This window comes from Providencia sp. PROV189 (genome assembly GCF_028480065.1).
Lineage (GTDB): Bacteria > Pseudomonadota > Gammaproteobacteria > Enterobacterales > Enterobacteriaceae > Providencia > Providencia stuartii.
The window spans coordinates 1-25,118 of record NZ_JAMPOG010000046.1 but is presented as its reverse complement, the minus strand read 5'-3'; the positions used below and the strand labels follow the sequence as shown (position 1 = coordinate 25,118).

22 protein-coding genes are annotated in these 25,118 nt (G+C 42.3%); 8 read left to right on the top strand and 14 right to left on the bottom strand.

The annotated features are described in order from the left end of the window. Positions 1–17: 17 nt before the first annotated feature. From PR833_RS18585 to pilM, 10 genes are all read right to left on the bottom strand, one after another. Positions 18–710, bottom strand: a complete 693-nt coding sequence (locus PR833_RS18585) for a phosphoglycolate phosphatase (RefSeq protein WP_061064560.1) — start codon at positions 708–710, stop codon at positions 18–20. Further along, positions 707–1,381: a ribulose-phosphate 3-epimerase gene (gene rpe, locus PR833_RS18580; protein WP_004916064.1), complete on the bottom strand. Its 675-nt coding sequence runs from the start codon at positions 1,379–1,381 to the stop codon at positions 707–709. Before rpe ends, PR833_RS18585 begins: the two co-directional genes overlap by 4 nt. A gap of 34 nt (positions 1,382–1,415) precedes the next feature. Further along, positions 1,416–2,300, bottom strand: coding sequence for an adenine-specific DNA-methyltransferase (dam, locus tag PR833_RS18575; RefSeq protein ID WP_004916061.1), 885 nt, complete (start codon positions 2,298–2,300; stop codon positions 1,416–1,418). A gap of 80 nt (positions 2,301–2,380) precedes the next feature. Next, entirely contained in the window at positions 2,381–3,286 is a 906-nt protein-coding gene (locus tag PR833_RS18570; RefSeq protein ID WP_272526412.1) for an SPOR domain-containing protein, read from the bottom strand. Positions 3,287–3,605: 319 nt separating this feature from the next. After that, complete coding sequence (gene aroB, locus PR833_RS18565; protein WP_004916059.1) at positions 3,606–4,700, bottom strand: 3-dehydroquinate synthase; 1,095 nt, start codon at positions 4,698–4,700, stop codon at positions 3,606–3,608. Between the two features lie 34 nt (positions 4,701–4,734). After that, positions 4,735–5,256 carry a shikimate kinase AroK gene (gene aroK / locus PR833_RS18560; protein ID WP_004916057.1) on the bottom strand — a complete coding sequence of 174 codons (522 nt, stop codon included), beginning with the start codon at positions 5,254–5,256 and terminating at the stop codon, positions 4,735–4,737. A gap of 503 nt (positions 5,257–5,759) precedes the next feature. After that, positions 5,760–6,797, bottom strand: a complete 1,038-nt coding sequence (locus PR833_RS18555; RefSeq protein WP_014657124.1) for a secretin N-terminal domain-containing protein — start codon at positions 6,795–6,797, stop codon at positions 5,760–5,762. Next, the gene (locus PR833_RS18550; RefSeq protein ID WP_272526411.1) at positions 6,787–7,335 is read right to left on the bottom strand and encodes a hypothetical protein; all 549 of its coding nucleotides are present in this window, start codon (positions 7,333–7,335) and stop codon (positions 6,787–6,789) included. The genes PR833_RS18555 and PR833_RS18550 overlap by 11 nt, the downstream gene beginning before the upstream one ends. After that, the gene (locus PR833_RS18545; RefSeq protein ID WP_040132636.1) at positions 7,328–7,867 is read right to left on the bottom strand and encodes a PilN domain-containing protein; all 540 of its coding nucleotides are present in this window, start codon (positions 7,865–7,867) and stop codon (positions 7,328–7,330) included. The genes PR833_RS18550 and PR833_RS18545 overlap by 8 nt, the downstream gene beginning before the upstream one ends. After that, positions 7,854–8,696 carry a pilus assembly protein PilM gene (pilM, locus tag PR833_RS18540; RefSeq protein ID WP_014657122.1) on the bottom strand — a complete coding sequence of 281 codons (843 nt, stop codon included), beginning with the start codon at positions 8,694–8,696 and terminating at the stop codon, positions 7,854–7,856. Before pilM ends, PR833_RS18545 begins: the two co-directional genes overlap by 14 nt. Positions 8,697–8,812: 116 nt before the next feature. Between pilM and mrcA the strand changes: the two genes are divergently transcribed. After that, positions 8,813–11,344 (top strand): peptidoglycan glycosyltransferase/peptidoglycan DD-transpeptidase MrcA, encoded by a 2,532-nt coding sequence (mrcA, locus tag PR833_RS18535; protein ID WP_014657121.1) that lies wholly within the window; start codon positions 8,813–8,815, stop codon positions 11,342–11,344. Positions 11,345–11,472: 128 nt separating this feature from the next. On the opposite strand, the gene nudE is transcribed toward mrcA, so the two are convergent. Next, positions 11,473–12,024 carry an ADP compounds hydrolase NudE gene (gene nudE, locus PR833_RS18530; RefSeq protein WP_004916049.1) on the bottom strand — a complete coding sequence of 184 codons (552 nt, stop codon included), beginning with the start codon at positions 12,022–12,024 and terminating at the stop codon, positions 11,473–11,475. A 421-nt stretch (positions 12,025–12,445) separates the two neighbouring features. On the opposite strand from nudE, the gene PR833_RS18525 reads away from it, so the two are divergent. The 4 genes from PR833_RS18525 to pckA all read left to right on the top strand — a co-directional run bounded on the left by PR833_RS18525 (position 12,446) and on the right by pckA (position 17,780). Next, positions 12,446–14,539 carry an IgaA/UmoB family intracellular growth attenuator gene (locus PR833_RS18525; RefSeq protein WP_272526410.1) on the top strand — a complete coding sequence of 698 codons (2,094 nt, stop codon included), beginning with the start codon at positions 12,446–12,448 and terminating at the stop codon, positions 14,537–14,539. A 51-nt stretch (positions 14,540–14,590) separates the two neighbouring features. Then, positions 14,591–14,998 carry a ribosome-associated heat shock protein Hsp15 gene (gene hslR, locus PR833_RS18520; RefSeq protein WP_004916047.1) on the top strand — a complete coding sequence of 136 codons (408 nt, stop codon included), beginning with the start codon at positions 14,591–14,593 and terminating at the stop codon, positions 14,996–14,998. Positions 14,999–15,083: 85 nt separating this feature from the next. Further along, a complete protein-coding gene (gene hslO, locus PR833_RS18515; protein ID WP_272526409.1) occupies positions 15,084–15,956 on the top strand; it encodes an Hsp33 family molecular chaperone HslO in 873 nt (290 codons plus the stop codon). A 204-nt stretch (positions 15,957–16,160) separates the two neighbouring features. Further along, positions 16,161–17,780 (top strand): phosphoenolpyruvate carboxykinase (ATP), encoded by a 1,620-nt coding sequence (gene pckA, locus PR833_RS18510; protein ID WP_004916041.1) that lies wholly within the window; start codon positions 16,161–16,163, stop codon positions 17,778–17,780. An 86-nt stretch (positions 17,781–17,866) separates the two neighbouring features. Here pckA and PR833_RS18505 read toward each other — a convergent pair whose 3' ends face one another. Then, complete coding sequence (locus PR833_RS18505) at positions 17,867–18,565, bottom strand: pirin family protein (RefSeq protein WP_004916039.1); 699 nt, start codon at positions 18,563–18,565, stop codon at positions 17,867–17,869. 538 nt (positions 18,566–19,103) lie between these two features. Then, positions 19,104–20,306 (bottom strand): NAD(P)/FAD-dependent oxidoreductase, encoded by a 1,203-nt coding sequence (locus PR833_RS18500; RefSeq protein ID WP_040132638.1) that lies wholly within the window; start codon positions 20,304–20,306, stop codon positions 19,104–19,106. Between the two features lie 477 nt (positions 20,307–20,783). Here PR833_RS18500 and pitA point away from each other — a divergent pair, with 477 nt between their 5' ends. Then, on the top strand, positions 20,784–22,271 hold the full coding sequence (gene pitA, locus PR833_RS18495; protein WP_004916035.1) for an inorganic phosphate transporter PitA: 1,488 nt from the start codon (positions 20,784–20,786) through the stop codon (positions 22,269–22,271). A 120-nt stretch (positions 22,272–22,391) separates the two neighbouring features. On the opposite strand, the gene uspB is transcribed toward pitA, so the two are convergent. Then, entirely contained in the window at positions 22,392–22,727 is a 336-nt protein-coding gene (gene uspB / locus PR833_RS18490) for a universal stress protein UspB (protein WP_004916033.1), read from the bottom strand. A gap of 473 nt (positions 22,728–23,200) precedes the next feature. Here uspB and uspA point away from each other — a divergent pair, with 473 nt between their 5' ends. Together uspA and gdhA are read left to right on the top strand one after the other, a co-directional pair. Further along, positions 23,201–23,635, top strand: a complete 435-nt coding sequence (uspA, locus tag PR833_RS18485; RefSeq protein WP_004916030.1) for a universal stress protein UspA — start codon at positions 23,201–23,203, stop codon at positions 23,633–23,635. A 265-nt stretch (positions 23,636–23,900) separates the two neighbouring features. Continuing rightward, positions 23,901–25,118 (top strand): NADP-specific glutamate dehydrogenase (gene gdhA, locus PR833_RS18480; RefSeq protein ID WP_272526408.1); only part of this gene is annotated, 1,218 nt, incomplete at its 3' end.

Genomic DNA, 25,118 nt, shown 5'->3' with positions numbered 1-25,118 from the left:
CTTTTTATATCCTTTAATTATTTTGTGTCAGATAAACCGATGGTAGGCAGGATATCTGAAAAGTGTGTTAATACACAGTCAGGCTCACTCAGAGCGATTGATTCACCATAGTTATAACCGTAAGTTAGGCCAACGCTAGGGCATTGTGCGCTTTTTGCCGCAATAATATCATTACGGGAATCACCGACAAAAAGCAATTCCTCTTTACGTAAACCAAGCTTGCCCATGGTGAGATACAGTGGCGCTGGGTGTGGCTTTTTCTCTTTTACATCATCGCCGCCAAGCACTAACGAAAAATAGCGATCAATGGCTAATTTTTTCAGTAATGGTGCGATAAAAGGTGTGGGTTTATTGGTCACTATGGCCATAGGGATGTTATGGAATGCGAGCTTTTCTAACGTCTCTTTGACTTCTGGAAATAGTTCGCTGCCCGTTGTCACTGCGGTGGCATAGAATTTATCAAAACTGTCACGGGTCGCTTGGTGAAGCTCGGGAGTGATGGTTGCTCCCGCCCATGTTAATGCGCGTTCAATCATGACATCGGCACCGTTACCTACCCAAATTGAAACACGCTCTTTCCCTGCTGGTGGAAAACCTTGTTCTTTTAATGCGTTATCTAGCGCTTCAGCTAATCCACCGGCACTGTCAACGAGAGTACCATCTAAATCAAAGGCAATTGCTTTGATGTTTTCTAAACGCGGTTGTGTCATTGAGATACCTTTTGTAATTCCTTACGCATTTGATCAATGACGGTTTTGTAATCAGGCTGACCAAAAATTGCAGATCCTGCAACAAAGGTGTCGGCACCAGCAGCGGCAATTTCGGCAATATTATCAACTTTAACACCGCCATCGATTTCTAAACGAATATCATAGCCACTTTCATCGATCATTTTACGGACTTGGCGCAATTTAGTCAGCGTATGTGGAATAAAGGATTGACCACCAAAGCCTGGGTTTACCGACATGAGTAGGATCATATCGACTTTATCCATCACATACTCTAGGTGGCTCAATGGTGTTGCTGGGTTGAAAACGAGGCCAGCAGTACAGCCATGTTCTTTGATTAACTGTAGTGTTCTATCGACATGTTCGCTGGCTTCAACGTGGAAGCTGATATGATTTGCGCCTGCTTTTGCAAAGTCAGGGATAATTCTGTCGACAGGTTTAACCATCAAGTGGACATCGATTGGCGCAGTAATTCCGTAGTCGCGTAGGGCTTTACAAATCGGTGCACCGAACGTGAGGTTAGGAACATAGTGGTTGTCCATAACGTCAAAATGCACGATATCCGCGCCAGCGGCTAGTACTTTTGCGGTATCTTCGCCTAAACGGGCAAAATCTGCAGATAAAATAGATGGGGCAATGAGAAAATCTTTCATTATTGTCTCCGATTATTTAAACGTCACCTGAGAGTCATTCCACGCCAGACGAGAGGCGCTTGATGTTTTTCTTATCAGCGTTTTTGGGGAGTTTTAGCGCAGGCTCCCCGTTATATAGTGCCAACAACTCATTGACTTTCGCGCGATTAAGTATGTTTCGACTGATTGTTCGACGCACTTTGACAATGTGTAATTTAGCTTGATGATACCACTCTCTTGTTGCTGGCGTGTCATGATTTGAAATCAGAACCGGAATTTTGCGATCTGAAGACAAATAATGGGCTAATCGCGCAAGATTTTGTTGTTCTTGAGCGCTAAAGGCATTGGTGTGATAGGCCGTAAAGTTCGCTGTTTCGGAAAGCGGAGCATACGGAGGGTCACAATAAACGACCGAGCCTGATTCCGCAGATAGCAGCGTACTTTCATAATCTTGGGTCACAAAGGTCGCTTTTTGCGCTTTATCGGCAAACCACAGTAGTTCTTCTTCTGGAAAGTAGGGCTTTTTATAACGACCAAAAGGCACATTAAATTCGCCGCGTGAATTATAACGACATAGCCCGTTGTAGCAGTGGCGATTTAGATATAAAAATAATACGCTACGTTTGATAGGGTCTGTAGATTGGTTAAATTCTTGACGTTTAATGTAATACTGCTCGGCGGTATTAAATTCAGGCGTAAAGATCTCGCGTACTTCTCCGATGAAAGAGTCTGTACGGTATTTTACGGTATTGTAGAGGTTAATGAGGTCGCTGTTGATATCAGCTAGGACATAAGCATCGTAGCTGGTATTTAGGAAAACAGAACCTGCTCCTACAAAGGGCTCGATCAAGCAATCACCCTGTGGAAGATGTTTTTTGATATCTTCCACTAGAGGGTATTTGCCGCCGGCCCATTTCAAAAAAGCGCGTGTTTTTTTCATGCCGTCTTATTGTTACAAACGTTTAGAGTAGTATTGGGTACTCTGTCAGGACAGCATAATGCGCCCGCTATAAAACGTTGTTATTTCTGATCCTGTTGAACTTGCTTCATATTTCTAACCCATGGTTTTTTCGCTTGAATTTCGGCTGGTAAAGTCGCAATAGCGCTTTTAGCTTCATTGACGGAGCGATAGTTGCCGTGGATCAGAACATACCAAGTTTGCCCATTACGGATTGTTTTATAAACTTTATAGTTATTGAGTTTATGTTGTTTAGCGAAAGCTTCTAGTGTATCAGAACGGCTTGCACTGCTTAATTGTAATGTGTAGTTACTCGCAGGCGCTGACATTAAGTTACCACTTTGATTTTGGTTCGCCGTGGTTGTTTTTGCTGGCTGCTTAGGTTGAGCCGGTTGTTTAGTTTCAACAGGCTTTGTTTGCGTCCTCTCTGGTTTTGCAGGCACCGTTTGTGGCTTTTGAGCCGGTGGCGTTTGTGTCACAGGAGGTGGTGCAATATTTTGTGCCGGCGTATTCGCCGTGCCTTGGTTGAGTGATTGACCTTGGTTTAGAGCATCGACAACATCACCCGGGATTTCAATCCGTTCACCATAATTATTTGTTTGTTGCTGTTGAGTACCTTGGGTAGGTACTGGGTTCACAGGCGGTACGTTTATCTCTTGTGCCTGGCCTGATGGGCTTTGATTATTGCTAAGCGATGAAGAGCTAGACAAATCGATATTACGCTCGTTTGCCGTTGTATCAGTTTGCTGCTTTTCATGCTCTGTTGGAGCTTTTAAGGCTGAGCTAATGGCGATAATCAGTAATAACAGCACCAAAACACCTACACCAATCATAATATGTTGGCGAGATATCGTGAGTTTAGGTTTTGCTGTTGATGATGGACGGCTACGACCTGTCGGTCGGTCGGATGTATCTGGCCGTAGATCATTTTGTGTATTAGGCTGATTATCTGGTTTAAATTCGTCCATTTTGCCCTCCCGAATAAATATCACCTTGTAATCGAGATAAAATTTCTCTTTTCATTACGGCCTCTTCACGAGTAAATAGTGTATACCCGCGATGTTGCAAAGGATAGTCTTATACTTGTCATATCGTCTTCATATGATTAATACGACATATGATATTGCATGTCTAAAAGTCTAAGTGTTTGAGAGTGTGTTGTAACCTGAAACTTTAGGCATAGCTTATAATTTAACGATTTTAAGACATATCTGCCAGAAACATTTTAAAACCTCAAATTATCTGGATGGTTTTATCTGTTTCTGGCTGATAATCACACAAGATGGCTTAGGTTTCGGGTAAACAGGACGATATCGCATCTCGTACTGTTTGTGTTTCAATATCTGAGCGCATTTCTGCATGGCCGATTGTGGTAGGTAAGATAAGATGGAGTTTCCCGCCCATGACCTTTTTATCCCGCATCATATGAGGTAAATAGTCATCCGGTTTCATTTGCTCAGGACCCGTCACAGGTAGCTCAGCGCGTTCTAACAAGGCGATAATTCGCTGAGTTTGGTGTGCGGTGAATGTGCCTATGCGTTCTGCCGTTTTAGCCGCCATCACCATACCTGCTGCAACGGCTTCACCGTGCAGCCAAACGCCATAGCCCATATGGGCTTCAATAGCATGACCAAAAGTATGGCCAAGGTTAAGTAGCGCCCTTAAGCCGCTAGTCTCTTTCTCATCAGCCGCGACGACCTGTGCTTTTAATTCACAGCAGCGACGGATGCAGTAAGCCATGGCTTGATTATCAAGAGCCATTAGAGCGTCGATATTCGCTTCTAGCCAGCTGAAAAACTCCCCATCAAGGATGATGCCATACTTGATGACCTCAGCAAGACCAGATGAAAGCTCTCTTTTCGGTAACGTTTTTAAGCAATCAAGGTCGATGATGACAGAGGCGGGCTGATAAAATGCCCCGATCATATTTTTGCCTAATGGATGGTTTACCGCGGTTTTGCCGCCTACGGATGAATCTACTTGTGATAACAAGGTGGTTGGTACTTGGATAAAACGAACCCCACGTTGATAACTTGCTGCGGCGAAACCTGTTAGGTCACCGATAACACCCCCACCAAGTGCTATGAGGGTGGTATCGCGATTATGGCGTTTTTCGAGTAAGGCAGTGAAAACATCGTTCATAATGAACAATGATTTATACTGTTCCCCATCCGGTAAAATGATTGAATCTACTGTTACCCCTGCTGCTTCAAGAGCACGCGTCACTTTCTCAAGATAGATAGGCGCAAGTGTCTCGTTGGTCACCAACATAGCTCGTTGACCCGCTTTGAGTGGCCAAAAAGCATCTGGTTGGTTATAAAGACCCGGAGCAATTGTGATTGGATAACTGCGTTCATCCAGAGTAACAGTGACTTTTTCCATCTTGCTTTACCTTGTTGCCATCAGTAATGTTAAGTTAGTTTTTTTCTAACAGCTCAATGATTTGGCTTGCGACAACTTTGGCACTTTGCTCATCAGTATGAATGGTGATATCAGCAATTTCTTCATACATCGGGTTGCGTTCAGATGCCAATTTTTCAAGAACTTCACGAGCCGGTTCATCCACTTGTAATAGTGGCCGTTTTTTATCACGTTGAGTTCGAGACAACTGTTTCTCGATAGTGGTTTCGAGATACACAACAACACCACGAGCAGATAGGCGATTGCGAGTTTCTTTCGATTTTACTGAACCGCCACCCGTTGCCAGTACGATGCCTTGTTTTTCGGTAAGCTCATTGATGATTTTTTCTTCGCGCTCGCGGAAGCCTTCCTCGCCTTCTAGGTCAAAGACCCAGCCTACATCTGCACCTGTACGTTTTTCAATCTCGTGATCAGAGTCGAAAAACTCCATATTAAGCTGTTGAGCCAATTGACGACCAATAGTGCTTTTGCCGGCACCCATCGGTCCAACCAGAAAGATATTGCGTTTCTCTGCCATGTTTTTTGGTATTACTACGATTATTCGTTAATGATAACCCGCCCCGCCAATCGAATTAGCGACGGGACCTAAACTGAAACCTCATGAGTGATAAGTGAGATCAGATAAGAAAATTATCTCAATACATCAACCTGAATTGCAACTATATAAATGTGGCACTGAGCGAACAAAGTGCCACATTTGTGTTACTGGTTTCTTCTATTATGCCGTCTATTTTGCCTAACGTTTTGTTCAACATGAGTTTTAACAGTATTGCCACTGCATATAAAAGCAGAGGAACGTGTTAATTTATAGAGCAAATTGATTGCGGCTATTTTATAAGCGGCTGATAGCTTGTTCTTTAATCTACTGATAGTTAGAACACTCAATGGGTAACCTTGTATGCTAAAACGACGTCAGCGTCAAATTTATCCGGTAAGTTTATGGCATAAAAAATAATTTTCTCTGCTCACATTTCCTTTATATTCATTCAACTACTTGAAGTATCAATATTATTTTTTTATCTAAATATTGATCAGCTTTGGTGTGATAAAAACCACAAGAACTCTACGGTCAATATGTTCACCTGTATTGGTAAATAACTTTCCCAAAAGGGGAATGTTGGAAAGAAAAGGTAGGCCTGTTTCTGTTTTTTCTTGCTTCTGTTGAAAAATGCCGCCGAGTATCAATGTTTCATTGTTGCGTATCGTGACAGAGGTAGCGATTTCTTGCTTATTGATCGCTAAATAGTGTTCATCACTGGTGGTAATCGCTTTATCAGGGGAGTTATGACTGATTTTCAATAGTAGCTCAACGTGATCTCCGCGTGAGAGAGTTGGCGTGACCTCCATTCCTAATACCGCATCTTTAAACTGAACGTGTGTTTTCTTTTCTGTGCTAGTGACATAGGGGATTTCAGACCCTTGCTGAATACTGGCGGGGTGTTTGTGTGAAGCCATCAAACGAGGGCTTGCGATAATAGAGAGCAAATTTTCTTTTTCTAAAGCATTAAGTTTAAGTTCTAACAGCCCTTCGCCCAGCCGAAGTAAATTAAACTGACCTGATGAAGAGTCATAGCGGTTATAACGCTGGTAGCGGCTATTATTGGGGCTACCCGATAACATTCCCCACTCCAAGCCTAACTCTTGCAGGGCTGTCCGGCTGCTGCTGATAATGTGTGCGGTAATTTGGACTTGCTGTTTAGGAACATCAAGTTGCTTTAACCACTCTTCAATCAGTTGTAAGCGGGTTTTTGTCTCTTTTATCACTAAACTATTTGTTGCAAAGTGGCTGATGGCGGTAGCTTGGCTCGATAATAAAGCATTTTCAGGGTGTTTTAACTGTTCGAGGGCATCTGTTGCACTTATGGATGTGAGTTTAAAGATTTTTTCGATGAATGGATTCTCGACGGGTTGATGAGAGGGAGTTGGTGAGGGAGAGGCGAGCTTTTGGTGAGTTTCATCTAAAGGCAGAGGGATGAAGGGGTCGCGCATCTCTTGAGCGATCACGTTTAAGGGAATAGTAAAAACAATGATTACAGCTAAAAACAGTTTATTGTTCATTAATATCATCCTTGATAAATGAGAGGGTGAATGTGGCTGTTAACTCGCCATTGCGAGGCGAAAAACGTACCTCAGAAATGAGACCTGTTTGGTATGATGCGGGCGTGATAATGGCATGGATGAAGCGGTAAATTTGCGGGTAATCACCTTGAACTTCAACCTGATAACGCTGCTCATTGGCCGCTACAGCCGGCGAGGGTTGTAAACGGTTAAGTACGACCTTTGTTTGGGTAACCATGTGTTGTATATGAGCCACAAATTGTGTTGCGTTTTGTTTTGATAATGTTAATTCTTGCTCCAGAGCCACCATTTGTTGCTCAAGTTGATGGAGTGAAGGAAGTTGTGTTAGTGCCTGCGTATATTGTTGTGATTGAGAGGCGATATGCTGAGTTTTATTTTTAAGTTCAGTCAGTTGAGACTCCACTTCCTGCCAATAAAAAAAGGTGTAAGCCAGTAAGATAGCAATCGTAGCAACCCAAAGAGGAAGAGTTTGTTGCCAAAAAGGGCGATACCAAAACCCAGAGGCATTATCATTCATTCGTCTCCTCCTGATAGTGTGCACTTACATGCAAGTAGTTAACCTGACGAGTTTTCCCCATTTTTATGAGTTGTACTTGATGCAATAACGGGTTGCTTTCTAAGCGAGTGATCAATTGGCTAATATCGTGAAAATCATAGCTAACAGCAGCTATTTCTAGGTTATTACCAGTGAGTGAGACCTTCGCGAGCCAGCTTTTTTGCGGTGTAAGTTCAGGTAGCTTATAAAGAAGATTTAACCGAGTTCGGTTACTTTGTGCTTGCCGATTAAGGTGTTGTCGGTGCGTTTGCCATTCAGCGAGCTTGGCTTGTTTTTCGTTAATCACCTTTATCTGTTGCTGCTTTTGCGCGACATGTTGTTCGAGTTGCATTTTGGTGATCTGCCACTGTGTTTGTTCGAACTGCTGTTGTGAAGAATTGTAGATAACCACGATCGCGACTAGACAACTTTGCAGAATAAATAGCGCGAAACACCGCCGTTTATTGCGAGTAATACGCTGTTGCCGCCAAGGTAAAAAATTAACTTGATACATGGTCACGATCCTTATCGCGTAACGCTAAACCTGTTGCAACCACAAAATCACCGAGTTGGTGAGGGAGCCTAACGGTATGGTTATGAAAGGCTTGCAATAGGCTCCATGAATGTACTGCCTGAGACTTATGGTGATCACCGATATAATAGAGAGGCAATTTTAGTGGTCCATTGTTTTCATTGAGTAGAGCGATAATTTGTGGAAGTGTGGTGATGTCATTTTCTTGGATTTGATTATAAGTTGCAGGTTGACTGACGGGGCCAGTCCATAGCCACTCCCCTTGGCGATAATGTATTAGCCAACTCTCATCGGGTAACCCAGCATAGCGTGCAATGTAACGTAAGACACAAGGGGCGACATCAATTGCGGTTAACAAGAAGCCACTGTCATGTAATAAATTTTGCCAAAACACGATCTCTGACTTACGTACCCCGTTTAGGTAGGCTCGATTGTCTATCACACGATAATCGATCACCAAATCTTCTGAACTTAGTGGAAACAATTTTTCGGCGCAGCTTTGTAAGTACCAACCTAGCTCAGGTTGCTTTAAAGTCACTTGTTCAGGTAAAGTCACTTGCTGTTTTAATGTTCTCAGAGCAGAAAATGCCATTGAGACCTGACAATTTTTAGGTAATTTCCGACGCCATTGTATTAAAATTTTCAGTAGCATCTCGTATCTATCATGTTCAGATTGGCTGGTGATTTCGTTTGGAATATTATGTTGCCAACACTCGCATAAGTACCGCCGTTTGCGGTTTTGTTTTGTGGCAACAAGTTGAATTGAGGCTTGGCAAAGGTCTATTCCGATGTTCCATTTTTGTGAATACATAGATAATTTCCTTATCATCAACAAATAAATTACGATTTCTATTGAGCTGTATAAGCTTTATACTACGCGCCAGCTATATCTAAACCCTCCTGTCTGTTGAGTATGGGAATTATCCGGTGAAGTTCGTAAAATATTTTTTTATTATTGTTATTTGTTGCATTTTTTTGGGAACCGCCTCGATTTTTGGCATGTACAAATATGTCGAAAATGAGTTACCTGACGTCGCAACAATGAAAGACATCCGCCTACAAACGCCGATGCAAATCTTCAGTGCTGATGGTGAATTAATTGCACAATATGGTGAAAAACGCCGTATTCCGCTGCCATTAGCTGATATCCCACCCCTGATGATCAAGGCCTTTATTGCAACGGAAGATAGCCGTTTTTATGAGCATCATGGTATCGACCCTGTGGGTATTTTCCGTGCCGTTACGGTAATGGCATCTTCGGGTCGTGCTTCCCAAGGGGCGAGTACAATCACCCAGCAATTAGCCAGAAACTTTTACTTAAGCCCAGAAAGAACCATAATGCGTAAGGTAAAAGAGGTCTTTCTTGCGGTGAGAATTGAGCAGTTATTCACCAAAAATGAGATCATGGAACTGTATCTCAATAAAATTTACCTTGGTAACCGTGCATATGGGGTTGGCGCAGCCGCGTATGTGTATTTTGGTAAAACGGTCAATGAATTAACGCTCAGTGAAATGGCGATGATCGCGGGCTTACCAAAAGCACCTTCGACATCAAATCCTTTATTCTCTTATGAAAAAGCGATTAGCCGTCGTAATGTGGTGCTTGGGCGTATGCTAGAAGAAAAATACATCACCCAAGCGGAATATGAACAGGCAAAAAATGAGCGAATTGAAGCGTCTTATCACGCACCGAAAATTGATTTCTCAGCGCCTTACCTCGCCGAAATGGCACGCCAAACATTGTATGAGCAACATGGTGAAGATGCTTATACTGACGGTTACAAAGTCTACACAACGGTTATTCGCAAAGACCAACTCGCAGCCACTGATGCGGTACGCAATAATTTAATTGATTATGATGTCCGTCATGGTTATCGCGGGCCAGCAGACGTGTTGTGGACAGCAGGAGAGCCTGCTTGGACGACAGAAAAAATTATCGAAAAACTTAAAAAATCCCCTGTTTATGGGCCATTATTACCTGCTGTTGTCCTTTCCTCAACGGACAGCGAAGCGACGGTACAATTGGCCGATGGCTCAACAGAGAAAATCACTTTAGCGGGTGTGCGTTGGGCGCGTAAATTCATTTCCGATACCCAGCAAGGTGCCATGCCAAGTAAAGTGAATGCGGTGATGAAAGCAGGTGAGCAAGTTTGGATCCGCAAAGTAAAAGATATTTGGTGGCTGGGACAGGTTCCTGAAGTTAACGGGGCTTTTGTGGCATTGAACCCAAATAATGGTGCGATTATCGCCTTAGTGGGTGGCTTTGACTTTAATATGAGTGAGTTTAACCGCGTCACTCAGTCATTACGCCAAGTTGGCTCGAATATCAAACCTTTCTTGTATACAGCAGCGATGGATAAAGGCTTGACGCTGGCATCACTGTTAAATGATGTTCCTATCAGTCGTTGGGATGCGGGAGCAGGGTCAGATTGGCGGCCGAAAAACTCACCGCCTCGTTATGCAGGCCCTATTCGCTTAAGACAAGGGTTAGGTGAATCAAAGAACGTGGTTATGGTACGCGCCATGAGAGCGATGGGGGTTGACTATGCAGCCGATTACCTCACACGTTTTGGCTTCCCTGCGGAAAATATCAATCGGACTGAAGCCTTAGCGCTCGGTGCGCCATCATTTACGCCAATGCAGATGGTGCGAGGCTATGCGGTGATGGTGAATGGTGGTTATCTGATTGACCCTTACTATATCCAAAAAATTGAGAATGCAGAGGGTGAGGTGCTTTTTGAAGCTAATCCAAGAATAGCTTGCCCTGATTGTACTGATATTCCAGTGATTTATGGAAATACGGAGCGTACGATCGCCCTTAAAGGCGTTGATGACGAGTCGACAGAAGAAATTACTCAATCAGATGATAAACCAACGGAACAAGAGCCAACGATGGAAGTGACATCTGCGGCACCAAAAGAAGCGACACCTCAAGATATGTATGCGCCTCATGTTATCAGCACACCTTTAGCGTTCTTAATTAGGGATGCAATGATGACGAATATCTATGGTGAACCAGGCTGGTTAGGTACTGGCTGGCGTGCAGCGAGAGATCTAGGTGGTCGCCGTGATATTGGTGGTAAAACAGGCACAACGAATAGCTCGAAAGATGCTTGGTTCTCCGGTTACGGCCCTGATGTTGTCGCCTCGGCTTGGATTGGTTTTGATGATAATAGGCGTACCTTAGGGCGCACTGCAATCAGCGGTGGTGAAGCGGGGGCGAAAAGCGCTCAACCAATATGGGATGACTTTATGAAGTCAATCTTAGAAGGTGTACCGGTTACGATGATGAAGCCACCGAAAGGGATCATTGCTGTTTCTATTGATAGTCGGACGGGTAAGCTAGGCAATTCTCGTAAAGAGTATTTTATTGAGGGTACTGAGCCTAAAGAGCATGCTATTCAAGAGGTTGGAACGACTATCTTTGAAGAGGGCGGCGAGAGCCAAGAACTGTTCTAATGTGTTTGGCTCCCTGTTCAAAGGGGAGCTAACAAGAGAGTAAATGTTAAATAGGAAAATCGTTGTATTGATTTTCCTATTTATTTTTAACGCAAAAATTAATCGGTGATCTATTTGGAAAAATGGCGCTAATTGTATTTTTTTAAATAACGCTCAAGATAGAATAAGGCACTGATATTACGCGCTTCATTGAAATCAGGGTGTTCAAGTAACTCCATCATGCGTGCAATTGGCCATCTAACCTGTTGTAAAGGCTCTGGTTCATCCCCTTCTAGCTTTTCATGGTAGAGGTCGCTTGCGATGAGAATATTCATCTTACTAGAGAAGTAAGAGGGTGACATGGTGAGTTTCGCCACTTGTGTGATGTGATTGGCACCAAAACCGATTTCTTCTTTTAACTCGCGTTGTGCTGCTTCTATTGGGGTTTCACCGGGATCGATAGCGCCTTTAGGGAACCCTAATTCGTAATCTTCAATACCGACAGCGTATTCACGGATTAGGATCAAACTATCATTGATGATAGGAACAATGAGTACGGCCTCACGTTTCCCTGGACGCATCCTTTCATAAATGCGTTTTTCGCCGTTGCTAAACTCGAGGTCAACAGATTGGATACTGAATAACTTGGAATGAGCAACATCCTGAATATTCAAGATTTTTGGCTTTTTAAGCTCAGTCATAACAATTCCCGAATAGGGTGAGTGAATAAAAATATCAGCGACGCTACAATGTCGCTATTACACTGTTGTTAACTATGACCCATATCAAAAAAAATTGATAGAGATTATCGGGTTGATAAAATGCTGTTAGTATACCTATCGCACTTCTAGTTGTGTGAGAGGTATGATAATAAGGTACAGTGCTTCGTCTCTTAGGTTTTTATATTAAAATGGCGTACTTAGCATGTATACAAACATACAACTTGAATTATTTTATGTATATATGAAATGTATAAAAAGAGCACAGATTAATAAATAAAATTTTTTAATTACAACATATTGTAAATTAACATAAAAACTAAAAATAGAATAGGAATTGGCTTATATAGCGATAGCGCCGTGATTGCTATGCTTTTCTTGATATTATTTCACTGGGGAAAAAATGCTTACTTACGTCATTATAATGGCTATTTTTATAATTAGCCTAACTATAATGGCTTCCTTTCTGTATTTCAGGCGGGGGCGGAATTCTGGTGTCTATCAGATCCCTTCTCAAGCTGAGCCATCTTACCGGAAGATGATAGATAACGACTATCAAATCATCTCTCAGTACTTACGTACCAACCCTTTTCCTTCCCAAAGCGCTGAGCAAACACCGTGGCAATTGAAGAAAAATGCCGTGATCGCAACGGTGTGTAATTCAGTCACTCGATTTAATTTGCGGCAAGAGCAAGCGAATAGTTGGCGTTATTTTATTGATACCATTGAAGTTAAACTTCCCCACCAGCTTGAACCTTATTTACAGCAAAAAAATGTGATGGAGTTAGTTGAAACTAACCATCTACCATTAATTATTTCTCTAAATAATTTCTCGTTAAAAGATTTTAATTATGAGTGGACCTCTGATGATATTCAGGAAATTGTTACCCCTGAAGCGGCAATTCATGAAAGAGGAGAACCTAATGTTCAAGTATTGCGTGTTCGCAAAGAAACTATTGAGGAGCATCGGCTAAATCATTCCTCTGGTTGGCTAGGCACTTTACTGATTTGTTTGAGCTTTTTACTTGGGTATTTAGCACTAATTGCCATTCCTTTTTTGCAGTCATGGGGGTTTGTCGGAGCCTTTTTCTGTTTTGTTACGGGCCTATTGGCTCTCTTTCGCTTACGTGTCTTCCCTAAGAAATTACAAGATGTGCAGTGCGTTTTTGGGCAACCGAAACGGTGGGAACTGTATGGGGAACTAGATAAAAGGCAATCATCGACCGTCTCTATAGGGGGGATCGATCTCTATTACCCTTCCCATTGGGAACCTTATATCCACCATGAGTTAAACAAAGCGACTCAGATAGACATGTACCCGTCAGGGCAGGTTTTGCGGCATGGGCAATTTCTATCATTGCACGAAGAGGAGCGCTATTACCCTTATCGGCGATATAAAAAAAATCTCCTGATACTCGCAACTGGTTTACTGGTTTTATTTTTGATGTTTTCCTACCAATCCATGTGCTTACCCATCAAACTCGGGTTTGCATGGCTTGAGGGCGCTGAAAAGATCAAGGTCATGAATGTGGCTGAACTGGAAACGCGAAAATTAAAAGTTGGTGATAGTTTAAGTGCGAAAGGGGTTGGGATGTGCTATCGGCCGCCTAATCTGTCTGATACGAATCATGCTCAGTTTGCGCCTTTTGATTGTTCAGGTGTGTATTGGAACAATATGAATTTGACGCCAGACCCGGAATCTGAAGTGATAGAGCGCGCAATTAGGCTACTTAATACAGTGCAAAAGCAGCTACACCCTGAAAAAAACAGTGTTGGGGTTAACCCGCGCTTACAGCGTGATATTATGAAATCAGGGATGAATATTATTTTTGATTTCTCTGAAATAATATTGAAAACCAATGAGTTATGTTACCAAGAACATGCCTGCTCTAAGCTGAAAAGTGCGCTAACCAATTTAGGCAGCACCGATGATTGGGGAACACTTGTTGTTAAAGCGTCCACAGGGAAATTAAGTGGCGCTCATGTTTTATTACGCGCAGGTAGTGCCGAGGCCTTGGAAAAGCTAGTTGAAGTCACCACATATGAATTTATCAAAGTCGAAGTTGAAAAAGAGGCTGCAAAACTGAATAGCCCTCCACCGGGTGGCGTGCTACTGATCAGTGATGAAAATAAAGCGCTCGTCGATTTTATCGTGGGGAGCACATTCAACGATATGACGCCTTTGCAACGCTGGGTGGAGCTTAAACGGATAGCGGGCTTGCTTATCAACACCCCGTTTGATGTCGAAGGTATTATCACGGATTTGTCGACGGATGCGAACGGGACATTACATATCACCCTTCATAGCAAACCGGATGAGAAGGTATTGTCGCAATATGTGATCAGTTCCTTATTCACTCTCTTTCTCGGCATTGGCGTGTTATTAAATGGTACTTTAGTCATATTCCGTATCATGAATAATAAAAAGCGATTACGTAATATTAAACGATATTATGATAAGTGCTTTGAGGCAGACAATCCCTCCAATCAAAGTTAGTTTCTAAATGATGGAGGCCTCATTTTAAAGATTGGCACTGAGGATAACATCATGAAACAATCACCTACAGAACAAGTTCGCCTAGATAAATGGTTATGGGCAGCGCGTTTTTACAAAACACGCTCGATAGCTCGCGATATGATTGATGGCGGAAAAGTTCATTACAACGGGCAAAGGACCAAGCCCGGTAAAATTGTTGAACTGAATGCGTTAATCAGGCTAAGGCAAGGTAATGATGAACGGACTGTCGAAGTATTGGAAGTGAGTGGTCAGCGCAGAGGCGCGCCAGAAGCCCAATTACTTTATCGTGAAACCCCCGAGAGCCAAGAGCAGCGTGAAAAATTGGCCCAAGCTCGGAAGATGAACGCATTAACGATGCCGCATCCAGAACGGCGACCCGATAAAAAAGAGCGTCGAACCCTGCTAAAATTTAAGCAGACAAATTCCCATGACGTGTAACCGTTGATGTTATTCGTATTTAAAAACATTTTAATCAAGGTGAGAGGTTTTTAACGAGGCCTCTCATAAGCAATAGAGAGAAATTATGGCTAAACAAGACCTACTCCACCGTTTCCTTTTTGAACAGCATGCTGTACGTGGGGAGATGATCACTGTCGATGAGACATTTCAGCAGATCCTGAACAATCATGACTACCCAGATGCCGTTAAAGGACTATTAGGTGAATTGCTTGTTGCTACCAGCCTGCTTACCGCAACATTGAAATTTGACGGTGATATTACTGTACAAATCCAAGGTGATGGCCCAGTGAATTTGGCTGTTATTAATGGCAATAACTTACAACAAATGCGGGGTGTTGCGCGTGTTGATGGCCCCGTGGTTGCTGGGAGCACACTAAAGCAGATGATTGGTAATGGCTATATGGTCATTACTATCACACCCAATCAAGGGGAGCGTTATCAAGGGATTGTTGCAATCGAAGGTGAAACGCTAGAAGAGTGCATTGATGCTTACTTTATGCAGTCAGAACAATTACCAACGCGCTTGTTTATTCGCGTTGGTGAATCACAAGGTAAAGCGATTGCCGGCGGCATGTTACTGCAAGTACTCCCTGCTGCGGATGAAGGTAGCCATGATATCTTTGATCACTTAGTGCAGTTGACCGCGACCATTAAAGGCGAAGAGTTGAGTGAGCTGGATGTCAAAGAGGTGCTACATCGTTTATATCATGAAGAAGATGTCACGCTATACGACCCACAATCCGTTGAATTTCGTTGCACTTGCTCACGGGAGCGTTGTGAAAGCACATTAATGACTTTACCTGAAGAAGATGTTATCGATATGTTGCAAAAAGATGGAAAAATTGATATGGAGTGTGAATATTGTGGCTCACACTACGTATTTATTGAATCCGATATTCAAGGGTTGAAAAATGAGCAAAATCAGCAACTTCACTGATACGATTTAGCAACCTAATTATGTGACGAGGGTGCAATTTTGCACCCTTTTTTTATAATTTTAAAGGCTTATTACGTGCTCTAAGTCTCATAATGAATTAAAAAAAATTATACATTTTCAATTCTTTGATAGCTATCGCTGTTAATTAGTCGTAAAGAATTATGATCATCTGTAGATTAGTTATGATTACCAGGAGCAATAATAATGAGCGCTAAAAGTATTACCCCGAAGGAACTCGAACAATATGGCATTCATGATGTAGCCGAAGTTGTCTATAACCCTAGTTATGAACTGCTATTCAAGGAAGAAACTAAACCTGGATTAGAAGGCTATGAGCGTGGCACAGTGACCACGTTAGGTGCTGTTGCGGTTGATACCGGTATTTTTACTGGTCGTTCACCAAAAGATAAGTACATTGTGCGTGATGATGTCACCCGTGATACTGTCTGGTGGGCTGATCAGGGCAAAGGTAAAAACGACAACAAACCAATGACCCAAGAAGTTTGGAGTGAATTAAAACATTTAGTGACAGAGCAGCTATCAGGTAAACGTTTGTTTATCGTTGATGCATTCTGTGGCGCGAATGCGGACACTCGCTTAAAAGTGCGTTTTATCACGGAAGTGGCATGGCAGGCGCATTTCGTTAAAAACATGTTTATTCGCCCAACTGACGCAGAACTGGTTGGTTTTGAGCCAGACTTTATCGTTATGAACGGTGCAAAATGCACTAACCCAAATTGGAAAGAGCAAGGTCTGAACTCAGAAAACTTTGTGGCTTTCAACCTAACAGAGCGCATGCAGTTAATCGGTGGTTCTTGGTACGGCGGCGAAATGAAAAAAGGTATGTTCTCAATGATGAACTACCTGCTGCCACTTAAAGGCATCGCATCAATGCACTGTTCTGCTAACGTTGGTGAAAAAGGCGATGTCGCTATTTTCTTCGGCCTGTCTGGTACAGGTAAAACAACATTGTCTACAGATCCAAAACGTAAGCTAATCGGTGACGATGAGCACGGTTGGGATGACGATGGTGTGTTTAACTTTGAAGGTGGTTGCTATGCAAAAACTATCCACCTTTCTAAAGAAGCTGAGCCAGATATCTATGGTGCCATCAAACGTGATGCTCTGTTAGAAAACGTCACGGTACTGGCGGATGGTAGCGTTGATTTTGACGATGGTTCGAAAACAGAAAACACGCGTGTTTCTTACCCAATCTACCATATCGAAAACATTGTTAAGCCAGTCTCTAAAGCGGGTCACGCGACGAAAGTCATTTTCTTAACGGCAGATGCGTTTGGGGTGTTACCTCCAGTTTCACGTTTGACGCCAGAGCAAACACAGTATCATTTCCTATCTGGCTTTACGGCTAAGTTGGCAGGTACTGAGCGTGGTGTCACTGAACCAACACCAACCTTCTCTGCCTGTTTTGGTGCGGCATTCCTATCACTGCACCCAACACAATATGCTGAAGTATTAGTTAAGCGTATGGAAGCTGCTGGCGCGAAAGCTTACTTAGTGAATACGGGTTGGAACGGTACTGGTAAACGTATTTCTATTAAAGATACGCGCGCTATTATTGACGCTATCTTAAGTGGTGATATCGAAAAAGCAGATACCATTAAGCTGCCAATCTTTGATTTGGAAGTTCCAACAGCATTACCGGGCGTTGATACCAATATCCTTGACCCTCGTAATACCTATGCTGATAAATCACAATGGGATGAGAAAGCGAAAGACTTGGCTGATCGTTTCGTGAAGAACTTCGACAAATATACTGACACGCCAGCAGGTGCAGCATTAGTGAAAGCAGGCCCTAAACTGTAATGGGTTTGTTGAACAAATAATTATAAGGCCCTGAATTCAGGGCCTTTGTTTTTTATTGAGTGGGTAAATCTGCATGCAGTCATCTATTAGTCAGCCGCAGGTAAATCAAACAGTAAAATTTCGCTGTCTTCACTCGCTGTCATTGTGAGGCTAGCTTCTTGCCAGATCGCTAAGCCATCGCTGGTTGTGGCAGTTTGGCCATTAACCTCGATGTTGCCTTTAACCACTTGGATCCAAACAACGCGTTTGTCGGCAATCGCATAGGTTTGGGTGTCATTGTTCGATAACGCCCAACGCCACAATGTCATGTCTTGATACACTTTTAGCGAGCCATCTCTCGCATCAGGTGATAGCACCAGCTGTTTCCCATCCTTTGAATCAAAACGTTTTTGCTCATAACGTGGCTCGATACCGGCCTTTTCCGGCAAAATCCAGATTTGATAAAGGTGAAGGCGGTTTTTATCATCAGGGTTGTACTCAGAATGACGTACCCCCGTACCCGCACTCATTATTTGAAATTCACCGGCTGGGATCTGCTCCATATTGCCCATGCTGTCTTTATGTTCAACGGTGCCTTCTAGAACATAGGTGAGGATCTCCATATCTTTATGAGGATGGGTACCAAAGCCTTGCCCTGCATCGATAACGTCTTCGTTGATGACACGGAGCGCAGAGAAGCCCATAAATTGCTTATCATAATAATTGGCAAACGAAAAAGTATGCCAGCTATCTAGCCAACCATGATTAGCATGGCCACGTTCATTTGCTTTGCGTAAATAGATCATTGTGTCATCTCCTTAAAAGCCTATCGCCAACCGATGTTGGAACAGTGCTAAATTTGTTGATGACAGTTTAAACAATTTAATAATAGAGAGAAGCCGTTACGATTGACCATAGAATTCAAAAAGTTTGAACAAGATCAGGAGATAAAAAAGTAGCCAGCACAAGGCTGGCTAAACTAAACACTGGAAGCAATGTGAGCAATGTCGTACTGCCAAGACAGTGACTGTATCAGTGATGTCGAGGTAGTGATTTGATGATAATAGTTATCACTATCGTTTGTAAAGTGTTTTTTTTAATCAAAATCGTATAAATTACAATAAAAATCGCAATTATATGATTTCTATCAAATTAAATAATATCCATTATTTTTCAATGGATTAACTTTTTATAGGTTCAGCGAGATTTTTGAACGATACATAGGGAAAGTAGGGGTATTATTGAGGTTAGAATGCCTCGCTATTACCCCGTTTAATCATGTTTATGCAAAAACCATTGCGTGGCTTTAAATGATTTTTTGCGTAGGTTACGCCTTTAAATAGTTTATTGCTCTGTATGTAACGGCAGATTTTCCGCGCAAGCCGCAGCCGAACTCCACGCCCATTGGAAGTTATAACCGCCTAGCCAGCCTGTGACATCCAAAACCTCACCGATGAAATATAATCCTTCTGTTTTTAGTGAGCCCATCGTTTTCGATGAAATTTCGCGGGTATCAACGCCACCTAAAGTGACCTCAGCGGTACGATAGCCTTCAGTACCATTAGGTTGTATTTGCCACTGATGTAAGTTGTTATGCAGTGTCTCAATTTGTGGGTGGGTAAGTTGTTTGAGTGCGCAATCAGGTATCTGGCCTAGCGTTTGCAAAACTTCAACTAACCGTTTTGGTAATAATTTGGCGAGTGTTGTTTTAAGGGATTGGTTTGGATGTGTTTGCTTTTCTTCAGCCAAATAATCCGTCAGAGAGTGTTCAGGAAGTAAGTTAATACTTACAAACTCTCCGGGGTTCCAATAATTGGAGATCTGTAAAATAGCGGGGCCAGATAGGCCACGGTGAGTAAAAAGAATATTTTCTTTAAATAAAGTACCATCGGCGGAGGTAACGGTTGCTGCAACAGAGACACCCGAGAGGACTTGTAGCGTCTCTAACAGTGGCTTATGCAGTGTAAAAGGAACTAACGCTGCGCGGGTCGGTAAAATCTGATGACCGAACTGTTCGGCAATTCGATAACCAAAAGGTGTCGCTCCTAGTCCGGGCATGGATAGGCCGCCCGTTGCGACAACAAGTGAGTGTGCACTCACTTTATTTCCGTTCACTGTTACCACAAAACCGTTGTCTATTTTTTCAACGCCAGTCACTTCGCTACGCAATTTTATGGTGATATTGGGTAAGCGGCACTCTTCTTCGAGCATATCAACAATATCTTGGGCGCTATTGTCACAGAATAATTGGCCTAATGTTTTCTCGTGGTAAGGGATATTATATTTATTAACCAACGCAATGAAATCCCACTGTGTATAGCGAGCAAGTGCTGACTTACAAAAGTGAGGGTTGGCGGAAAGGTAATTACTGTGTTCGGCATAGATATTGGTAAAGTTACAACGCCCGCCTCCTGACATGAGGATTTTTCTGCCAAGTTTTTTTCCGTTATCCAAGACCAGTGTATTCAAACCACGCTTCCCTGCGAGTGATGCACAAAAAAGTCCTGCGGCACCTGCACCCAGAATAATGACGTTATAATTTTTCACAATAAGAAATTCTCTATCTGTTTGATTTTAAAAGACACTACAATTTTATGAGTGGCTAGAGTTCGTTAAACTTTTATCGTTGCGATACCATGTATCGTGTAACAACTGATGAAAAGTATTGAATACATATTATAATTAGGGTCTGCTGAACTTTTAGGCTTATTTTTTGGTCAGTGATTAATCAATGACGCTGACCTAAAATTGGTTTTAGGGTTTTTCTAAAAGATCAGCGGTTCGTTCGATATTCGCCAAAAAAGATGAATTTACTCTGATTTGCGTGAAATTCTAACGAAAAAGAGAAAAAAAATCAGAATAAAAACAAATTGTGTAATATGCTGATAATTATAGGATAATAATCATGTTGTACTTTTTTCAACAGTAGTGAAATCAAAAAAAGGTTAGATTTTGCTTCCACCGCTAGCGTTTGTCACTGATAATGCGCCGCGTTCATGACCAACATAAAATGGCTTAACGTCTATGCTACATCTTTTTACAGGTTTGGAATTTTACACCGGCCTACTGTTAGTACTGGCACTGTTATTTGTGCTGTTCTATGAGGCTATAAATGGCTTCCATGATACCGCGAATGCGGTAGCGACAGTTATTTATACCCGTGCAATGCGCGCTCAGTTCGCGGTTGTTATGGCGGGTGTTTTTAACTTTTTTGGCGTTCTGCTCGGGGGGTTAAGCGTTGCTTATGCAATTGTGCACCTATTGCCGACAGATCTTTTGCTTAATGTGAGTTCAGCTCACGGCCTAGCAATGGTCTTTTCATTGCTATTGGCTGCAATTATCTGGAACCTTGGAACCTGGTACTTTGGTATCCCTGCATCCAGTTCTCATACGTTAATCGGGGCGATTATTGGTGTTGGTTTAACCAATGCAATTGTGACTGATTCATCGGTTGTGGATGCACTCAACATACCCAAAATGATCAGTATTTTCATGTCCCTTATCCTTTCTCCTGCTATTGGTTTTGTGATCGCGGGCTTGATGATATTTGTTCTACGCCGTTACTGGAGTGGTACGAAAAAACGTCGCCGTATTCACTTAACGCCCGCAGAGCGTGAGAAAAAAGATGGTAAGCGCAAGCCACCATTCTGGACCCGTACTGCACTGATTCTTTCCGCCGTTGGCGTGAGTTTCTCACATGGTGCAAATGACGGTCAGAAAGGCATCGGTCTTATCATGTTAGTACTGATTGGTGTTGCGCCAGCCGGTTTTGTCGTCAATATGAATTCAAGCGGTTACGATATCGCAAGAACGCATGATGCTGTTGTTCACTTGCAACAATACTATGAGACACATAAACCAGCACTCAACCATGCAATTGAAAATACACCAGCAGTGACTGGCACCGATGAAATTGGCGAAGAGTTCCATTGTGATAGCTCACGTACGGCTATCGTTCTGAGCCAAGCTCAAAAGCTGTTGAATGGCGTACAAAGCTACGATGAGTTATCACCAGAGCAACGTAATCATATGCGTCGCTTATTAATGTGTATCTCTGATACCGCAAATGCGGTTGCTAAGCTGCCAGAAACTAGCTCTCAAGATGCAAGCTTGCTGAAAAAATTGAGTAATGACTTACTGTATACCGTTGAGTATGCGCCATTGTGGATCATTATTTCAGTTGCTTTAGCACTGTCTCTCGGAACAATGTTTGGTTGGAAACGCGTTGCTGTCACTATCGGTGAGAAAATCGGTAAGAAAGGCATGACATATGCGCAAGGTGTTTCTGCTCAGGTGACTGCCGCTGTTTCAATCGGTGTTGCGAGCTACACAGGGATGCCTGTTTCGACGACTCAGGTATTATCTTCCGCAGTTGCGGGAACCATGGTCGTTGACGGTGGGGGTGTTCAGAGCAAGACAATTAAGAGTATTGCTTTGGCATGGTTATTAACACTGCCTGTTTCTATCTGTCTATCTGGTGGTTTGTACTGGATTGCATTGATGATTATCTAGAACAGTTTCACAAACTGTTGATAGAATGAATACAACATAATAGTGATGAGCTGCTCAGTTCATCACTATTTTTTTGCCTTGAAAACCGTGGAGTATCGAGTTTGTTTTTTTACCCTGCTATTAAGCAAAAATAAGTAGGTAAATTAAGCTAACAATCACTAAGATGCTTAGCTGACTAATTTGTAGAAATTGTTTGCGTATCCTCTCACACCGTAATATGACCTCATCGTCAAAATGCTCAAGGTATTGCTTACTATTGATATAACGAACCAGTTTTAGCTGTTTGTTTAACTGGCCGTGGGTTGTGAAAAAGCCATTACCGTCGACAGATTGATAAAGCAACGGGTCGGTATCCCGTAGGATATAAAGCAAAACACGGATGGAAGAAAAGTAGCGTATCATATTGATGATACACAAAAAGCATAAAGCCCAGAACAAGGCAACCATACTGAACATACTCACCTCCTTAGGTATCAGCTTGCGCTGTTGCTACAAAGGAAATAAAGCAAACACAGTGTTAAGCTAGCTTATTGTTTATTGTAGGATAATAAGTTGCCTAAAAAAAGTGCAAACTCGAGGATTTTTGAGCGATTTTTATCCGAATTTAAGCTGATAAAAAAGAGATATTGGGTAAAAGTGTGTAATAACAGAATGATTATCTAAGAAATAGGCTACTGCTTGTTTATATTGAAAAATATCACACATAACTCTCGTTTATATATTAATATTGTAGAGATGATGTTATTGTTTTCTAAAATGTTATGTGATGAAAGATTCACTAGGCTAATCTGCACAGATGTGATCAAAACGACACTTATCTATCATAGTATGCAGGTATAGTATTTATAAGCGATTGGTGAGTTAAGAGGCTAAGAATAGGATAGGCTCTTAACTTATCACAAAATCAGCATTCGGAAGGAGTTTACTTTATGGCGTACAAACATATTCTCGTAGCGGTAGATTTATCACCTGAAAGTAAAATATTACTGGATAAAGCCGTCTCTATGGCAAAACCTTACGGGGCTAAAGTATCCATGATCCATGTTGATGTGAACTACTCAGATCTCTACACTGGCCTTATTGATGTGAATTTGGGCGACATGCAACAGCGTATCACGGATGAAACTCGTAATTCACTCAAAGACCTCTCCGCAGGCGCAGGTTATGAAATTCAAGAAACATTGAGCGGTAGTGGTGATCTTGGTCAGGTCTTGGTTGATGCAATTAAAAAATATGATATGGACTTAGTGGTCTGTGGTCACCACCAAGATTTTTGGAGCAAGTTGATGTCTTCAGCTCGCCAGTTGATTAATACTGTCCATGTTGATATGTTGATTGTTCCACTGAATGACGATGATGAATAATCCATTCAGTTAAAAATGAAAAACTATTCGCTAAAAACGCTTGCTTATGCAGGCGTTTTTTTTGGCTTAAAAAATTTAAATTAAGTTACTTATTGTCAGGTCAAGAAAAATTTTTTTGTATTAGAGTAAAAAAAACCTTGAAACTTGAATACAAACTAGTGATATATTCAATAGGCAAATGCAAATCAACCTCACATTTCCCCAAAAATTATCACAAGAAAGAGTGAGGAATATCACAACAAAAAATTTAAAAAGGAAGATATAGATGAATTCACTATCATCGTTCTTGGAGTCTGTACAAAAAAGAGACCCTCAGCAACCTGAATTCCTCCAGGCTGTTCGCGAAGTCTTTACCTCACTTTGGCCATTCTTAGAAAATAATCCTAAATATCGTGAACAAGCACTACTTGAGCGTTTTGTTGAGCCTGAAAGAGTGATTCAGTTTCGTGTTTGTTGGGTGGATGACCAAGGTAAAGTGCAAGTGAATAGGGCTTGGCGGGTTCAATATAGCTCTGCTATCGGCCCATTTAAAGGCGGTATGCGTTTCCACCCTTCAGTTAACCTTTCCATTCTAAAATTCTTAGGCTTTGAACAGACACTAAAAAATGCACTGACAACCTTACCAATGGGCGGTGGCAAGGGTGGCTCTGACTTTGATCCGAAAGGCAAAAGCTATGGTGAAGTGATGCGCTTTTGCCAAGCACTGATGACCGAATTGTATCGCCATTTAGGCGCGGATACTGACGTACCCGCGGGTGATATCGGGGTTGGTGGTCGTGAAGTTGGTTTTATGGCTGGGATGATGAAGAAATTATCGAATGATACTTCATGTGTTTTCACGGGTAAGGGACTCTCTTTCGGGGGGAGCTTAATTCGCCCAGAAGCAACCGGTTACGGTTTAGTGTATTTCACAAATGCGATGTTAAAACGCCATGGTTTAGGTTTTGAAGGCATGCGTGTAGCGGTATCTGGCTCTGGTAACGTTGCGCAGTATACGATTGAAAAATGTATGGAGCTTGGCGCAACGGTCGTCACGGCATCCGACTCAAATGGTACTGTTGTTGATGAAGCTGGCTTTACACCAGAAAAATTAGCGCGTTTGGAAGAAATTAAAAACAATTATGGTCGTGTAGAGGCCTATGCAAAAGAGTTTGGCTTAACCTACTTAGCAGGTCAGCAACCTTGGTGTGTACCTGTTGATATTGCTCTACCATGTGCGACACAAAACGAATTAGATACTGCTGCCGCAGAATTGCTGATCAAAAATGGTGTTAAAGCGGTTGCTGAAGGCGCGAATATGCCAACGACAATCCCAGCGACTGAGCTTTTCCTTGAGGCCGGTGTTTTATTTGCACCAGGTAAGGCCGCGAATGCGGGAGGAGTGGCGACATCCGGTTTAGAGATGGCACAAAACGCAGCCCGTATGGGATGGAAAGCAGAGAAGGTTGATGCGCGCTTGCATCATATTATGTTAGATATCCAT

Coding starts and splice junctions, on each gene's coding strand:
- hslO (WP_272526409.1), top strand. CDS start 15,084: ATGGCTAAACAAGACCTACTCCACCGTTTCCTTTTTGAACAGCATGCT.
- aroK (WP_004916057.1), bottom strand. CDS start 5,256: ATGGCAGAGAAACGCAATATCTTTCTGGTTGGACCGATGGGTGCCGGC.
- PR833_RS18525 (WP_272526410.1), top strand. CDS start 12,446: ATGCTTACTTACGTCATTATAATGGCTATTTTTATAATTAGCCTAACT.
- pilM (WP_014657122.1), bottom strand. CDS start 8,696: ATGTATTCACAAAAATGGAACATCGGAATAGACCTTTGCCAAGCCTCA.
- pitA (WP_004916035.1), top strand. CDS start 20,784: ATGCTACATCTTTTTACAGGTTTGGAATTTTACACCGGCCTACTGTTA.
- PR833_RS18555 (WP_014657124.1), bottom strand. CDS start 6,797: ATGAACAATAAACTGTTTTTAGCTGTAATCATTGTTTTTACTATTCCC.
- pckA (WP_004916041.1), top strand. CDS start 16,161: ATGAGCGCTAAAAGTATTACCCCGAAGGAACTCGAACAATATGGCATT.
- nudE (WP_004916049.1), bottom strand. CDS start 12,024: ATGACTGAGCTTAAAAAGCCAAAAATCTTGAATATTCAGGATGTTGCT.
- PR833_RS18545 (WP_040132636.1), bottom strand. CDS start 7,867: ATGTATCAAGTTAATTTTTTACCTTGGCGGCAACAGCGTATTACTCGC.
- hslR (WP_004916047.1), top strand. CDS start 14,591: ATGAAACAATCACCTACAGAACAAGTTCGCCTAGATAAATGGTTATGG.
- rpe (WP_004916064.1), bottom strand. CDS start 1,381: ATGAAAGATTTTCTCATTGCCCCATCTATTTTATCTGCAGATTTTGCC.
- aroB (WP_004916059.1), bottom strand. CDS start 4,700: ATGGAAAAAGTCACTGTTACTCTGGATGAACGCAGTTATCCAATCACA.
- PR833_RS18505 (WP_004916039.1), bottom strand. CDS start 18,565: ATGATCTATTTACGCAAAGCAAATGAACGTGGCCATGCTAATCATGGT.
- PR833_RS18585 (WP_061064560.1), bottom strand. CDS start 710: ATGACACAACCGCGTTTAGAAAACATCAAAGCAATTGCCTTTGATTTA.
- dam (WP_004916061.1), bottom strand. CDS start 2,300: ATGAAAAAAACACGCGCTTTTTTGAAATGGGCCGGCGGCAAATACCCT.
- PR833_RS18550 (WP_272526411.1), bottom strand. CDS start 7,335: ATGAATGATAATGCCTCTGGGTTTTGGTATCGCCCTTTTTGGCAACAA.
- PR833_RS18570 (WP_272526412.1), bottom strand. CDS start 3,286: ATGGACGAATTTAAACCAGATAATCAGCCTAATACACAAAATGATCTA.
- uspB (WP_004916033.1), bottom strand. CDS start 22,727: ATGTTCAGTATGGTTGCCTTGTTCTGGGCTTTATGCTTTTTGTGTATC.
- uspA (WP_004916030.1), top strand. CDS start 23,201: ATGGCGTACAAACATATTCTCGTAGCGGTAGATTTATCACCTGAAAGT.